Annotated in this window: 16 protein-coding genes; 14 read left to right on the forward strand and 2 right to left on the reverse strand. The window is 57.8% G+C overall.

Annotation, left to right across the window (positions count from 1 at the left end):
* The 6 genes from K7I12_RS16360 to K7I12_RS16385 form a co-directional block, all read left to right on the forward strand.
* Window positions 1–118, forward strand: a 118-nt coding sequence (locus tag K7I12_RS16360) for a transposase (protein ID WP_138143452.1), incomplete at its 5' end; no start/stop codon positions are given.
* A gap of 234 nt (window positions 119–352) precedes the next feature.
* Window positions 353–2551 carry an OsmC domain/YcaO domain-containing protein gene (locus tag K7I12_RS16365; protein ID WP_031383171.1) on the forward strand — a complete coding sequence of 733 codons (2199 nt, stop codon included), beginning with the start codon at window positions 353–355 and terminating at the stop codon, window positions 2549–2551.
* 17 nt (window positions 2552–2568) lie between these two features.
* Window positions 2569–2811 (forward strand): hypothetical protein, encoded by a 243-nt coding sequence (locus K7I12_RS16370; RefSeq protein ID WP_031383172.1) that lies wholly within the window; start codon window positions 2569–2571, stop codon window positions 2809–2811.
* Window positions 2812–3075: 264 nt separating this feature from the next.
* Window positions 3076–3426 carry a bactofilin family protein gene (locus K7I12_RS16375; RefSeq protein ID WP_231664706.1) on the forward strand — a complete coding sequence of 117 codons (351 nt, stop codon included), beginning with the start codon at window positions 3076–3078 and terminating at the stop codon, window positions 3424–3426.
* A gap of 279 nt (window positions 3427–3705) precedes the next feature.
* Window positions 3706–3948, forward strand: a complete 243-nt coding sequence (locus K7I12_RS16380) for a type II toxin-antitoxin system Phd/YefM family antitoxin (RefSeq protein WP_031383173.1) — start codon at window positions 3706–3708, stop codon at window positions 3946–3948.
* Window positions 3945–4208 carry a Txe/YoeB family addiction module toxin gene (locus K7I12_RS16385; RefSeq protein ID WP_031383174.1) on the forward strand — a complete coding sequence of 88 codons (264 nt, stop codon included), beginning with the start codon at window positions 3945–3947 and terminating at the stop codon, window positions 4206–4208. The genes K7I12_RS16380 and K7I12_RS16385 overlap by 4 nt, the downstream gene beginning before the upstream one ends.
* A gap of 18 nt (window positions 4209–4226) precedes the next feature.
* Here the strand turns inward: K7I12_RS16385 and fabF are convergent, their stop codons facing one another.
* Window positions 4227–5492 (reverse strand): beta-ketoacyl-ACP synthase II, encoded by a 1266-nt coding sequence (fabF, locus tag K7I12_RS16390; RefSeq protein ID WP_031383175.1) that lies wholly within the window; start codon window positions 5490–5492, stop codon window positions 4227–4229.
* Between the two features lie 91 nt (window positions 5493–5583).
* On the opposite strand from fabF, the gene K7I12_RS16395 reads away from it, so the two are divergent.
* Entirely contained in the window at window positions 5584–6246 is a 663-nt protein-coding gene (locus K7I12_RS16395; protein ID WP_031383176.1) for a TetR/AcrR family transcriptional regulator, read from the forward strand.
* A 307-nt stretch (window positions 6247–6553) separates the two neighbouring features.
* The gene (gene katG / locus K7I12_RS16400; protein ID WP_031383177.1) at window positions 6554–8752 is read left to right on the forward strand and encodes a catalase/peroxidase HPI; all 2199 of its coding nucleotides are present in this window, start codon (window positions 6554–6556) and stop codon (window positions 8750–8752) included.
* 263 nt (window positions 8753–9015) lie between these two features.
* Here katG and K7I12_RS16405 read toward each other — a convergent pair whose 3' ends face one another.
* Window positions 9016–9981 carry an integron integrase gene (locus K7I12_RS16405; RefSeq protein WP_031383178.1) on the reverse strand — a complete coding sequence of 322 codons (966 nt, stop codon included), beginning with the start codon at window positions 9979–9981 and terminating at the stop codon, window positions 9016–9018.
* A gap of 233 nt (window positions 9982–10214) precedes the next feature.
* Here K7I12_RS16405 and K7I12_RS16410 point away from each other — a divergent pair, with 233 nt between their 5' ends.
* The 6 genes from K7I12_RS16410 (at window position 10215) to K7I12_RS16435 (ending at window position 14495) form a co-directional block, all read left to right on the forward strand.
* On the forward strand, window positions 10215–10904 hold the full coding sequence (locus tag K7I12_RS16410) for a VIT1/CCC1 transporter family protein (protein ID WP_016898901.1): 690 nt from the start codon (window positions 10215–10217) through the stop codon (window positions 10902–10904).
* 161 nt (window positions 10905–11065) lie between these two features.
* Complete coding sequence (locus K7I12_RS16415) at window positions 11066–11743, forward strand: class I SAM-dependent methyltransferase (protein ID WP_031383179.1); 678 nt, start codon at window positions 11066–11068, stop codon at window positions 11741–11743.
* Window positions 11744–11833: 90 nt separating this feature from the next.
* Entirely contained in the window at window positions 11834–12637 is an 804-nt protein-coding gene (locus K7I12_RS16420; protein WP_031383180.1) for a GIY-YIG nuclease family protein, read from the forward strand.
* 86 nt (window positions 12638–12723) lie between these two features.
* Complete coding sequence (locus tag K7I12_RS16425) at window positions 12724–13146, forward strand: nuclear transport factor 2 family protein (RefSeq protein ID WP_031383181.1); 423 nt, start codon at window positions 12724–12726, stop codon at window positions 13144–13146.
* 381 nt (window positions 13147–13527) lie between these two features.
* Complete coding sequence (locus K7I12_RS16430) at window positions 13528–13800, forward strand: CopG family antitoxin (RefSeq protein WP_031383183.1); 273 nt, start codon at window positions 13528–13530, stop codon at window positions 13798–13800.
* A gap of 167 nt (window positions 13801–13967) precedes the next feature.
* A complete protein-coding gene (locus K7I12_RS16435; RefSeq protein WP_328286638.1) occupies window positions 13968–14495 on the forward strand; it encodes a dihydrofolate reductase family protein in 528 nt (175 codons plus the stop codon).
* Window positions 14496–14749: the final 254 nt, after the last annotated feature.

A 14749-nucleotide genomic window follows, 5' to 3' on the forward strand; every position in this document is an offset into this window, starting at 1 on the left:
TGTGCTGGAGGGCATGAACAATCGGATCAAGGTCATCAAACGGATGGCCTACGGGTACCGTGACACGGCGTACTTCTTCCTGAAGATCCGGGCCGCTTTTCCCGGCAAAGTGCGATGAACCTTTTTTTTGTGGGTGCGCGAGAAAGCTGGGGCGCGATAGCGGTGGGTCGTGTCCTTCCCGCCCGTGAATGTTTTCTCGCTCACGTCAGGATTTGAGCCATCACAAAAAAACGCCGAGGCTGAGCGCTGGTTACCGGATTTTCCCGCCATCCAAGACGCAAGGCGGCAAAATCGGGATAATGGTTGACTCCCCGCCTATAGCGCGCCGAAAGTCACCAACCCGGCTCAGTTCATGGAAATCAAGGTCAACTATCTCGACAACCTGCGTCAGGAAGCGCTGTTCGACGACTTCACCGTCATCACCGACCAGCCGATTCGCTACAAGGGCGATGGCTCCGCGCCGGGGCCGTTCGATTACTTCCTGGCCTCGTCGGCTCTGTGTGCCGCCTACTTCGTGCGGGTGTACTGCAACGCGCGGGACATCCCTACCGAGAACATCCGGCTGTCGCAGAACAACATCGTCGACCCGGAGAACCGCTACAACCAGATCTTCAGGATCCAGGTGGAGCTGCCGGAGGATATGTCCGAGAAGGATCGCGCCGGCATCCTGCACTCCATCGAGCGCTGCTCGGTCAAACGGGTGATTCAGAACAATCCCGAGTTCCAGATCGAGACGGTGGAGAACATCGACGAGGACGCCCAGGCGCTGCTGATGGGCACTAATGCCAAAAACGGTGTCGAAGGGGGAAATACCTGGATTGAGGGTAAGGATCTGCCGCTGGAGCAGACCATCGCCAACATGACAGGCATTCTCGAAAAGCTCGGCATGAAGATCGAGATCGCCTCGTGGCGCAACATCGTGCCGCACGTGTGGTCGCTGCACATTCGCGATGCCGCTTCGCCGATGTGCTTCACCAACGGCAAGGGCGCTACCAAGGAAGCCGCGCTTTGCTCGGCGCTGGGCGAGTTCATCGAGCGCTTGAGCTGCAACTTCTTCTACAACGATCAATTCTTCGGCGAGGAGATCGCCGCGAGCGCGTTCGTCCACTACCCGAACGAGGAGTGGTTCCAGCCTGGGCCGAATGATGAGCTGCCGGAAGGCATTCTGGATGACCACTGCCGTGCGATCTATGACCCGGACGGCGAACTGCGCGGCTCGCACCTGATCGACACCAACTCCGGCAAGGTGGAGCGCGGCATCGTTGCCTTGCCCTTCGTGCGCCAGTCGGACGGCGAGACGGTCTATTTCCCCTCGAACCTGATCGAGAACCTGTATCTGAGCAACGGCATGAGTGCCGGCAATACGGTGGCCGAGGCGCAGGTGCAGTGCCTGTCGGAGATATTCGAGCGGGCGGTGAAGAGACAGATCATCGAGCAAGAGATCGTGCTGCCCGACGTGCCCCAGGCAGTGCTGGCAAAATACCCCGAAATCGTTGAAGGCATCGAGGCACTGGAAGCGCAGGGCTTCCCGGTACTGGTCAAGGACGCTTCGCTTGGTGGGCAGTTCCCGGTGGCCTGCGTCACGCTGATGAATCCGAAAACCGGTGGCGTGTTCGCCTCGTTCGGCGCGCACGCGAGCATGCAGGTGGCGATCGAACGCAGCCTCACCGAGCTGCTGCAGGGGCGCAGCTTCGAGGGCCTGAGCGACCTGCCACCGCCCACCTTCAACTCCCAGGCGGTGGCCGAGCCCAACAACTTCGTCGAGCACTTCATCGACTCGTCCGGGGTGATCTCCTGGCGCTTCTTCAGCGCCCGCGCCGACGTTGAGTTCTGCGAGTGGGACTTCGCGGGCTCCACCGACGAGGAAGCGGATCGGCTGTTCGACATCCTCGAGGAGGAAGGCCTGGAAGCTTACGTGGCCATCCATGAAGACCTGGGCGCGCCGGTATGCCGCATTCTGGTGCCCGGCTATTCCGAGGTCTACCCCGTGGAGGATCTGGTCTGGGACAACACCAACATGGCGCTGGCCTTCCGCGAGGACATTCTCAACCTGCACTCCCTGGACGATGCGCAGCTGGCCGATCTCCTTGAACGCCTGGAGGAGAGCGAGCTCGACGAGCAGATGAAGATCGTCACGCTAATCGGCATCGAGTTCGACGACAACACCGTCTGGTCCGAGTTGACCATCCAGGAACTGAAGCTGTTGATCCACCTGGCGCTCGGGAATCACGAAGACGCACTGGACCAGGTCGAGATGTTCCTGCAGTTCAACGACAACACCGTTGTGCGGGGGTTGTTCTATCAGGCGGTTCTCGTGGTGCTGGAAGTTACGCTGGACGACGAACTGGAACTGGACGACTACCTTTACAACTTCAGGCGCATGTTCGGCGCCGAGACCCTGGATGCCGCGGTCGGCTCGGTAACCGGCGAGGTGCGCTTTCATGGCCTGACACCTACCAGCATGAAGCTGGAAGGCATCGACCGACACCAGCGGCTGATCGAAAGCTACAAGAAGCTGCACGCGGCGCGTGCTGCCAAGGCCGCCGTATAGCCGGAGCGGGAGCCGCGATGCGCAGCTTCATCTACGACACCCTCATCCTCAGGCTCACGCCCCGCTGGTACGCGGAAGTGCTGAAGCGCGTACCCGAGGGTGCCGCCGTGCTGGATGTGGGCATCGGCACGGCGGGTGCGCTGCTGGCCAATGCCGATCTGGTGAAGTGCAAGCGCCTGCGCATCACCGGCATCGACATCGATGAGCGCCACAATGCCCAAGGTGAACAATACGCTCCGCCCCCCATAGTAACCTCTTGATCGATGTGGGATGCCCACCGTCAGTATAAGTGGGTTGCCAAACGCTGATAGACAGCGACTACCCGGCATTTTCGCTGGTTAACCCTCGCTTTGATCCGATATAGGCCAGGCAATATCCGCCAGTGTGCGATTATCCTCATGCGACCCGGAGCCTATCCCATGTTCAGCAAGCACAAGCCCGCCAGTGTCCCTGCCGACCGTACGGTATCGTCGCCTGCACAGCCACAGCGATCCTCTAGTGCGGATGAGTCGCGTAGTAGCGGTATGCGACCCGCCATCATCGGCGCCCAGACCAGCATCGAGGGCAGTGTCGTCGGCGCCGAAGAACTCATCATCGATGGTCAGGTGACGGGCACGGTCGAGTACAAGTGCAACAGGGTCAGCATTGGTAACACCGGCCGCGTAAAGGGCGATATCTATGCGCAGACGCTGCATGTTGCCGGTAGCGTCAAAGGGCGTCTGATGTCTCGGAAAAGGTCACCGTACATCGCTCGGCGCATATCGTGGGTACGATCATCACGCCCTGCCTGGCGTTGGAGGATGGAGCAGCCTTCCAGGGCAACATTGACATGGATAGCGAGAACGAGGTATTGCGCTCGGCGTTTGATGAGGTAGATAGCGAAGTGGCTACCCGGACTGTGGATCGCGACGAGGTGCCTGGCAACGTTGAACAGGAGGAGGCGCCCACGGATGAAACAGAAGTGCGTCGCGAAGATAACGCCTGATTCATAGGGACTTCATCACGTAGCTTCATGGACGGCTATCCCCCTAAACGCATCATCTCTTCGTCTGCCTTGTTGCCGAGTTAATCGCCGCCGTTATTCTTTGCGTACGTATTGACGAACGTACTGAAAGGCGTACATTGATTGAAAGTTACCAAATCGGAGGTGCGTCATGACGGGCATTACGGCAACGGAGGCGCGTAGCAATCTTTATCGACTCATTGATGAAGCAGCCGAATCTCACCAGCCGCTGGTGATCATGGGCAAGCGGAACAAGGCTGTTCTGGTTTCCGAAGAAGACTGGCAGGCTATTCAGGAGACGCTGTTTCTGCTGTCCGTTCCCGGCATGCGCGAATCGATCCGTGAGGGTATGGAGACTCCCATCGGTGAGTGTGATGGAGAGTTGGACTGGTGACATGGAAAGTGGTTTACACCAAGCAGGCTCAAAAAGACGCCAAGAAACTGGCAGCTAGCGGCCTGAAGCCCAAGGCGCAAGAACTGCTTGCCTTGATTTCAGAGGATCCATTTAGAAAACCGCCCTCGTTCGAGAAGCTTGTTGGCGATCTCGCGGGGGCGTATTCACGCAGGATCAATATCCAGCATCGGCTCGTTTACCAAGTCCTCGACGACGAGGGGGTGGTTAAAGTCCTCCGGTTATGGAGCCATTACGAATAAGCGCCAGCCGTGCCGCCGCTACATCTTGCTGACGATCAGCGCGGCATTCACCCCGCCGAAGCCGAAGCCGTTGCACAGTACATGCCGGCCGTGATGCTCGCGTGCCGCGCCCGAGACGAAGTCCAGGTCGTGCAGATCCTCGTCGGCATTTTCCAGGTTCAGGGTCGGGGGCAGGCGGTCATGCATGACCGAAAGCGCCGAGAAGATGCTCTCCACGCCGCCGGCGGCACCGAGCATATGGCCGGTGGCCGACTTGGTCGCGGAAATCGGGATGCCGGAAAGGGCCTTGCCGAAGGCATTGCGCAGGGCCGCGATCTCGGCGCGGTCGCCGACCGGAGTCGAGGTGGCGTGGGCATTGATGTGATCGATGTCGGCGGGAGTGAGTCCGGCCATCTTCAGCGCCGCCCGAATGGCCGCCGCGGCCCCGGCGCCATCTTCCGGGCCGGCGGTGATATGGTGGGCGTCGGCGCTGGTGCCGTAGCCGCTGAGCATCGCCAGCGGCGTTGCCCCGCGTGCCTCGGCGTGGGCCAGGCTTTCGATCACCAACAGCCCCGCGCCTTCGCCCATCACGAAGCCGTTGCGTGCCCGGTCAAAGGGGCGCGACGCCCTGGCGGGATTGTCCTGCTCGGTGGAGAGCGCCTTCATGGCATGGAAGCTGGCCAGCGACAGCGGGTCGATGCAGGCTTCGGCGCCGCCCACCAGGGCCACGTCAGCCTCGCCGCTGCGGATCAGGCGCATGCCATCGCCGATGGCCTGCACGCCCGCCGCACAGGCGGTCACCGGGCAACCCAGCGGCCCGCGCAAGCCATGGCGAATCGACACATTGCCCGCCGCCAGGTTGGCCAGGAAAGCCGGCACGGTGAACGGCGAGAGCCGGCGGTGGCCGCGCGTCGACAGCGTGTTCTGCGCCTGGGTGATGGTGGGGAAGCCGCCGATGCCGGAGCCGACGATGGTGGCGGTGGCCAGCCGCTCCGCATCGCTGGCCGGGAACCAGTTGGCTTGGATCAGTGCCTCTTCGGCGGCAGCCATGGCATATATACTGAACAGCTCCAGCTTGCGGCGTTCCTTGGCATCGGCCACGCGATCCGGGTCGAGGCCGGCCTGTGGATCGTCGGCGATGGCGGGCACCGAGCCCGCAATCTTGATCGGCAGCTCGCCGGTATCGAACCGAGTGATCGGGGAGACACCGGAGCGGCCGGCCAGCAGGCGCTCCCAGCCTGCCTTGACGCCGCAACCAAGCGGGCTGACCATGCCCATGCCGGTGATGACGAGCGGTGATTGCATGCTGGTTTTCCTGAACAGCTTGAGTTTGCGCCACGCTAGCACCGGGCTTGATATGATCAAGGTAATATTCAGCGTGGGAGTGTGAAACGCCATGCCCTACTCGACCAACCACAAGGCCAAATCGCGGGAGCGCATCCTCACGTCCGCGATCGAGCTGTTCAGCCGCAAAGGCTTCGAGAAGGTCTCGATAGGCCAGATCATGAAGCTGGCCAAGATGACCCACGGGGCGTTCTATGCGCACTTCGCCTCGAAGGAAGCGCTCTATCACGCCTCGGTGCGGGAAACCCTGGAAAGCAGCCGTGCGGCGCGGCTGGTCAAGGGTCCGCTGTCGGTAAAGCACCTCACTGAGCTGGTCTCCAACTGCTGGAACCTCCAGGAACTGGAACGCAAGCACAAGCCGGGGCCGGAGACGGTGCTGTTCAACGAGATCGGCAACGAGAACGCCGAGATCCGCACGTTGTTCGAAGCATCCTACCTGCGCATGAAGAAGATGCTGGAAACCCGTCTCATCGCGCTTAGTCGGCTCAAGAAACTGCCTTTCGAACCCGATCGCGAGGTTATCGCCGACAAGTCCCGGGTCATTCTCGCTTCGCTGGTCGGCGCCGTGGCCATCGCCAAAAGCCTGCCTGGCGAGCAGGAACGCCAGCACATCCTCAACGCCGCTCAGCGCAACATCCTGCAGATGCTCGGCGTCAACGAAAGCGAGCTGGAAAGCATGCTGGGCGACGCTGGGCCGGAGCAGAGCCCCGCGTAATTCATCCCGACTGGCGGCTTCTGTAATGAACGGCATGCCACGTCGCCCGAGGCCAGCACCCGACACAAAGGCGGGTCGTTCAAGCCATTTTCTGCCTAAGTGACTGCCCTCATAGGCTATTCCTATCGTGGCTAAAGCTTCTCCCTGCTTGACGATTTAGCAGTTGAAATCTTCAATGAATAGACGTCGTTTTCATGGAATCCGTTTATCCTTTTTACGTTCTGAAAGGTGCGCGAGAAACCATAAGGCGATCCAGAATTGCTGGCTCAAATGCTCTGTGAGCCACAAGCTAGCCGAGGAGAAGACTGTGTCCGATAACAAGCCTACACGCCCGGAGTGGGCCGCACGCACCACCCCCCGATTGCAGGGCAACGAGCATTGGTGGCCCGACCAGCTCACCCTCCACATTTTGCATCAGAAGCATCCCGACGCCAGCCCGTTCGGCGCCGATTTCCGCTACGCCGAGGCGTTCTCGCAGCTCGATGTCGACGAGCTGAGCGCCGATGTCGACGCGCTGATGACCGACTCGCAGGAATGGTGGCCCGCCGACTGGGGCCACTACGGGCCGTTCTTCATTCGCATGTCATGGCACGCGGCGGGGACCTACCGAGCGGTCGACGGCCGCGGTGGCGGCGGCACCGGCGCGCAGCGCTTCGCGCCGCTCAACAGCTGGCCCGACAACGGCAATCTGGACAAGGCTCGCCGGCTGCTCTGGCCGATCAAGAAGAAGTACGGCGAGAAGATCTCCTGGGCCGACCTGCTGGTCTTCGCCGGCAATCGTGCGCTCGAGACGATGGGCTTTCGCACCTTCGGTTTCGGGTTCGGCCGCGCCGACATATGGGCGCCCGAGGACGACATCTATTGGGGCCCCGAGACCGAGTGGCTGGCCACCAACGACGAGCGCTACACCGGCTCGTGGGAGGACGGCAACCGGGTGCTCGACAACCCATTGGCCGCAGTGCAGATGGGGCTGATCTACGTCAACCCCGAAGGCCCCAACGGTGTTCCGGATGCGATGAAGTCCGCGCAGGACGTGCGTGAAACCTTCGCGCGCATGGGCATGAACGACCGCGAGACCGCCGCGCTGACCGTCGGCGGCCACACCTTCGGCAAGATGCACGGCAACGGGCCGGCGGATGCCGTCGGCGAGGCGCCCGAAGGCGCGAAAATCCATCAGCAGGGCATCGGCTGGGCCAACAAGCACGAGACCGGCCTCGGCGAGTACACGGTGACGTCCGGGCTCGAGGGCGCCTGGACCCCGACGCCGACCAAGTGGGACCACTCCTATCTCAACACCATCTTCGCCCATCAGTGGGAGGTCAAGAAGTCGCCGGCCGGCGCGAGCCAGTGGGAGCCGGTCGAGGTCAAGGAAGGCTTCTGGGTGCCCGACGCCCACGTCGAAGGCAAGAAGAATCCGCCGGTGATGAACACCGCCGACATGGCGATGATCACCGATCCGACCTATCTGGAGATCGTCAAAGAGTTCCACGAGAACCCGGACGTGCTTGCCGACGAGTTCGCTCGCGCGTGGTACAAGCTGTTGCATCGCGACATGGGGCCACGCGCGCGCTATCTCGGCCCGCAGGTGCCCGCCGAGGTTCTCATCTGGCAGGACCCGGTGCCCGAACACCAGGGGCCGCTGGTCAGTGACGCGCAGATCGCCACGCTCAGGCGGCAGATTGCCGACTCCGGCCTCACCGCCAAGCAACTGGTGGGCACCGCCTGGGCCTCGGCCTGCACCTACCGCCAGACCGACCACCGCGGCGGCGCCAACGGCGCGCGCATCCGCCTCGAGCCGCAGGCCGGCTGGGATGTCAACGTGCGCTCCGGCGTGCCCGAGGTGCTCGACCGCCTCGAGCAGCTCAGGAACGCCTCCGAGGCGAACATCTCGCTGGCCGACATGATCGTGCTGGGCGGCAGTGTCGGGGTCGAGATGGCGGCGAAGGCGGCCGGCCACGACATCACGGTACCGTTCACTCCGGGGCGTACCGACGCGACCCAGGAAATGACCGAGGTGGACACGCACGCCTTCCTAGAGCCGAGGCACGATGCGTTCCGCAACTACATGCAACCCCAGGCGACCGCCATCCCCGCCGAGCACCTGATGGTCGACCGCGCCTTCATGCTCAACCTCAGCGTACCGCAGATGACTGCGCTGCTTGGCGGCATGCGCGTCATGGGCATCAATGTCGGTGACAGCAACGAGGGCATCCTCACCGACCGGCCAGGACAGCTGACCAACGACTTCTTCGTTAATCTCGTCGACATGGGTACCGTCTGGGAGCCGACCGACGAGAACGAAGAGTGTTTCGTCGGCAAGGACCGGGCAACGGGCGAGCAGAAGTGGACCGCCACCCGCGTCGATCTCGTCTACGGCTCCAACTCGCAGCTACGCGCCATTGCGGAGGAGTACGCCGCTGACGGTGGCGAAGAGCGAATGCTTGACCGCTTCGTCAAGGGCTGGGTCAAGGTGATGGAGAACGACCGCTTCGACCTGCACCGCTGAGTGTCAAGCCGCGGCGGGAGAGCGATTCCGCTGTTGAAATGCCCCTAAGGTTGGATATCCAGCCTTAGGGGTTTTTATTTCCACCTCATATTTTCGTTGGCGTTGCCCTCAGCGTAACGGTTGGTTACGGTTAGGAAAAAGCTACTAAAGATGGCTTACGCAACCAAGAAGTACGCAGGGACTGCCGCACTAGGGATGATGCGAATCATCATCAATTCTACCGGGTAGGGGCGGTAGCGTCTCGTGGATCAGGGCTTAACCGCTTAACCCAGTGGGCTGCGCACGCCGGCGAACCCCTTTCCTAGCACATGAGTATAGATTTGAGTCGTTTCGAGACTCTTGTGTCCCAACAGCTCCTGCACCGTCCGGATATCTGTGCCTTGACTCAGTAATTGGGTAGCGAAGCTGTGTCGCAGTGTGTGGCAAGAGCCTGGACGAGGCAGTCTTGCCGATTTCATCGCTTGCTTGACTGCTTTTTGCACTGCCGATGGGTGAATGTGGTGAAGCACGACTTTTCCGGCATCGTCACAGCAGGGGCGGCTGGCCGGGAACAGCCATTGCCAGGCCAGGGAAGTCCCTGCGTTTGGGTACTTGCGATCCAGTGCATCGGGCAAGGTTACCGGCACACTACCATGCTGCAGACGGCAGCTAAGTTGTTGCTCGGCAGTAGCGATCTGCTGTCGCAGGGTAAGGATACAGGTGGCAGGAAGCAGCGTAGTTCTGTCCTTGTTGCCCTTGCCGGCCCTCACTGTGATGACCTGGCGTTCGATGTCGATATCCCGAACGCGTAGGCGGCAGGTTTCGATGAGTCGCAATCCTGATCCGTACATCAAGGTTCCCATCAGGTGCATGTAACCCGATAGGAAGCCGATCACGCGCATCACTTCCTCATGGGATAAGGCCACGGGTAGCCGGCGCGGCCGCTTGGCGCGTGAGAATTCACCGATATCTCCTAAGGGCTGCTCAAGGATATGGCGATACAGGAACACGAGGGCGTTCAGGGCCTGGTTCTGCGTGGCCGCCGCCACATGCCGCTCCACTGCCAGGTGTTCCAGGAAAGCATGCACCTCGGAAGCTCCCATGCTGGCAGGATGTTGGGTCCCGTGGAAACGGATGAAGTAGCGTATCCAGTAGCAATAGGTCTTCTCGGTACGTGGGCTGTAGCGTTTCACCCTCATGGTGGCCTTCACCCGGTCCATTAGCTTTGGAGGCTTGCGGTGCGCATCCATACGGCTATCCTCTAGTTGTTATGTATATACATACAGTATTATTGGTGCTGGCAGGACGTGCAAGCGCGCTACCCCCGCATAGGTAGCCGAATTATAATTAGTTTTCTTTAAAATCATTGAATTAGACGGTAAATGGTAAGCTATATTTAGTGGACCAACGTTCCGGCAGGTTGGTCCAATCATAAAACGCGCCGTCTAATACCTGTTAGCTGAAAAATATATCGAGGTAATAAATGACACACCATGAAATGCATAGATCTCATAGAGTAGGCTGGTTGCGAGCGGCAGTTTTAGGGGCCAATGATGGTATCGTATCTACAGCTAGCCTTATTATTGGTGTGGCGGCAGCAAGCTCATCACAGGAAAGCATTCTTTTAGCTGGTATTGCTGGCCTAGTTGCAGGTGCGATGTCAATGGCAGCAGGTGAGTACGTATCTGTAAGCTCTCAGTCAGATACAGAAAGTGCTGACCTTGCACTAGAAAAAAAATCATTAGCCAATAATTTTGAGTTTGAAAAAGATGAACTCGCAAAAATATACGAAAATAGAGGGCTCGAACCTGTATTAGCAGAAAAAGTAGCTGAACAGTTAATGGCGCATGATGCTTTAGGGGCGCATGCCAGAGATGAAATAGGTATATCAGAAACAGTTAGCGCTCAGCCAGTTCAAGCTGCTTTTTATTCGGCTGGTACATTTACAGTAGGAGCTGCGCTTCCACTATTAGTGGCTTGGGTTATTCCTGGAAACTTATTAATAACAGCTGTTTCTGTGTTATCTCTAGTATTTTTAGCAGTTCTTGGCGGACTTGCAGCTCGTGCTGGTGGAGCATCAATTGCTGTTGGTGCCTTTAGAGTAACTTTTTGGGGAGCTCTTGCCATGGGTTTAACTGCAGTAGTAGGTAGTGTCTTTGGCGTCGTTGCTTAATAAGTAATTAGCCAATGGCGCTATATCATCTAAATTCAGCTAACAAACAGCTCCACCGGACTCTGTAATGTTTGCACCTTTCCTGCAAAAACACGCAGCAAAGTCGCCAACATCACATCGCGCGGTGAGCTGGGCGTTATACAGACTAAGGAGAGTCAGGTTTGGAGTTAACCAAGGTAGTCCCATGGGGCCGGTCTTTTGAAGAATATCAGGGGATGTTTGGATTATCCGAGGGTGACCTGAGCAAGCGTATCCTTGGTTGTGGTGATGGCCCGGCGAGCTTCAATGTAGAGGCAACAGACCGTGGGTGCCAGGTCACGTCTTGTGATCCGGTATACCAGTTCCAGGCTGACGAAATACGACACCGGATTGACGACGTGTACCCGGAAATAATGGCTAAAATGCACCAGGGCGCAGACAACTTCATCTGGGAGTCACTGAGTAGCGTCGAGCAGCTTGGCGAAGTCCGGATGAAGGCCATGTCGAGGTTCCTGTCCGACTTTGATGCGGGTTGCCGGCAAGGGCGGTATGTATCAGCATCGTTGCCTTCGCTGCCGTTTCCTGACTCCGAATTCGATTTAGCACTCTGCTCCCACTATCTTTTTCTCTACAGTGACCATGTAGATGGGGCGGCTCACTTGGAATCAATGCGGGAGCTATGCAGAGTTGCGTCTGAGGTTCGCGTCTTTCCTGTTGTATCGCTGGATGGAAATATCTCGAAGCATTTGGATCAGGTCATGACGGCATTATCCGCAAATGGTATTGATGTCTCGTTGCAGCCTGTTAGCTACCGGTTTCAAAAAGGTGCTACCGAAATGTTGGTGGCAAAGTCTGTATAACCATGCCAGGCACGGCGACGCCTTTTTCGTTGCGGCTTCGCCTCCACTACAAAGGCGCGCATGCTGGCTAGCGTTATGCCCTGGGGTGCTATGAGTAATTATTACGTCTACGTGTACATTGACCCTCGAAATTTCGAGGAGTTTTACTATGGAAAAGGTAAAGGATCGAGAAAACACGCTCACCTGAATGATGACTCAGATAGTGAAAAATCCAGACGGATAAAAGCCATCAAGAAAGAAGGGTTAGAGCCAATCATCAGGGTGATCGCTCGTAATCTTTCGGGACACGATGCATTGCTCGTTGAGAAGACGCTGCTATGGAAGCTAGGCAAGCAGTTGACGAATATTTCATCGGGCCACTACGCAGACAATTTTCGCCCACACGACTCCCTGCACAAGTATCTTTCGGGTTTCGATTTTCAAAATGGACTGTATTACTACAACGTTGGGGAAGGTCCGCACCGCAACTGGGATGACTATGTTTCCCATGGGTTTATCTCCGCAGGGCAGGCGCCAAGGTTCCGGGATGCCATGCTAGGTTTGCAGGCAGGGGATTTCGTTGCAGCATATCTTAAGCGCCACGGTTTTGTTGGGGTTGGCCAAATTACTCAAAGCGCGAGGCCGGTTCGTGACGTTCTGGTCGGTGGCATCCCGCTTTTGCAGAAAGAACTGGTATGTCCAAATATTTCGGAAAACTCGAACGATCTCGATAAGTCGGAGTATGTGGCTCTCGTCGATTGGATCAGCACTGTTCCGCGAAATGAGGCAAAATGGAAACCAAAGAATGGATTGTTTACCTCGCAGCTCGTTCGAGCCTCGCTGGACGGTCAGCCAGAAACTGTGAAGTACTTGGAACAGGAGTTTGCCGTTGATTTCGCGGAACTTTTGGCATAACAATCGGCTGCACAGCGACCGATTTTCCGCCGCTTCGCGGCTCCAAACCGGCGCGTGAGCCGGGCGTTAGCCTTCATGGGAGAAGCATGAACGAATTTGAAACCATCTACGAGAAGTGGCATGAATATGCCAAGGGTCGAGACGTTCCGTCTCTCATCAATTTGTACGCCGAGGATGCCATCTTTGAAAGCCCGCTTGTGCCTGCCATCCTGGATCAAGACTCGGGCGTTCTTCGGGGGCGGTCGGAGATTGTCCGCTTCTTGGAGGAAGGCACTAAACGAAGGCCCAACGACTTGGTCCGTTGGTATCGAACAGGCAAATACTTCATAAATGGCGACACTCTAATTTGGGAATACCCGAGGGGAACGCCTGAAGGTGATCAAACCGACATTCTTGAGGTCATGCAAATTTCTGGCTACAAGATTACAAATCACAGAATCTACTGGGGCTGGTTCGGTTGCAAGCAACTCATCGCATCTACTCTAAAGAAGTCCCGAGTTGGAGGCTAACAATTCATTCCAGCCGACCGTCAACCCGCTGCGCGGGTTGTCGTCGGCTGAATTCCGGCGTTAGCTCCTGAGCACATAAAGCACACAATGTGCTACACTCCGACTTATGAAACCAATCACTTGGAACCCAGAGAAGAACAGGCTTCTCCAAGAGGAACGGAATATCTCTTTCGAGGATGTAGTTTTGCATATCTCGGTAGGGGGTATCCTGGATACGTTCGAGCATCCGAATCAGGAACGGTATCCGGGCCAGCAAATCCATGTGATTGAGATAGAGGGGTATGCCTATTTGGTACCCTTCGTGGAGTCGGAGGATGAGGTTTTTCTGAAAACGATCATTCCGAGCCGGAAAGCGACCAAAACCTATTTGGGAGGTCCAAAATGAGCAGGCTGGATAAAGAAGAGCAGGAAATTCTGGACGCATTTGATGCAGGAGAACTGCAGCGAGCGTCAGACATTGAAGATAGGAAAGCGCGGCATCAACAGTACGCCGAGGCGATGTTCAAGAAAGATGCACGCATCAACATCAGGCTTTCTTCCAAGGATCTCCGGGGGCTCCAGAAGAGAGCTCTTGCCGAAGGTATTCCTTACCAAACACTGGTTGCCAGCATTCTTCACAAGTATGTGGAAGGTCGATTGCATGAGGATCGGTAGCTAACCAGGCCATGCACCGGATGCCAAACCCTCCGCTTCGCTGCGGTTTTGTCACCGGTGATGGCAGGCGTTAGGCGTTCGCTTATACCTTGTCGAAGATTCTCGATAGAGCGCCATAAATGGAGAAAACTGACATGCGTAACGTAGTGTTGATCATGACGGCGTGAATCGATGGCTACGTCGTGGCCCCGAACGGACATGCAGGTGGGATACCGGAACCCGTTGAACTGAAGCGTTGGAAGCTGAGTCGAATTCGTCGCGCCAGTACACATATCATGGGTCGTGTGACCTATCAAGAAATGGAAAGGTTCTGGCCTGCCTCGACCGACGACTACGCTGCACCGATGAACGACATTCCAAAGGTTGTATTTTCGAAAACTCTCAACAAGGCCACTTGGCCTGAGTCCTCCATAGCGCGCGGGGATCTGGACGAGGAAATTCGGGCACTCAAGAGTCGGCCGGGTGGCGAAATCATTGCTTGGGGAGGTGCCGGATTCGCTCAGGCCCTCTCCAGAGCCGGACTGATCGACAGTTATGCGATCGTGGTTCAGCCCGTCGTGTACGGCGGCGGCAAGCCGATTTTCCAAAACCTACATGAAACACTCCATTTGCACCTCGTCGCGTCGACAACGTTCTCGTCAGGAACACAACGTAATCAATATGAGCCGCAGAGGCAGGGTATTGGTGCCGCTTAACGGAAGAGTGGGCCATCATGGGGCCGGATTGGGTTTGCTTCGACTGGTCGCGCCCGAATCGTTTTGCGGCAGTTCCCATGCGCTCGGATCTTCCGCCCAACAAATCGCTGCACCTGACCGCTATTCCGCTACTGGAACCTGTCAACCTGATTCGGACAGATCGTTAAAAATTAGTGTCGATTTCGTCGCGCTGCCGCTTGCCGCCGCCAGTGTCGGGAAGTTCACCACGCTGTAGGGGGCCGGGTCGTCGTCAT

This window comes from Halomonas sp. IOP_31, from assembly GCF_021151495.1.
In the GTDB taxonomy this organism is placed as follows: domain Bacteria; phylum Pseudomonadota; class Gammaproteobacteria; order Pseudomonadales; family Halomonadaceae; genus Modicisalibacter; species Modicisalibacter zincidurans.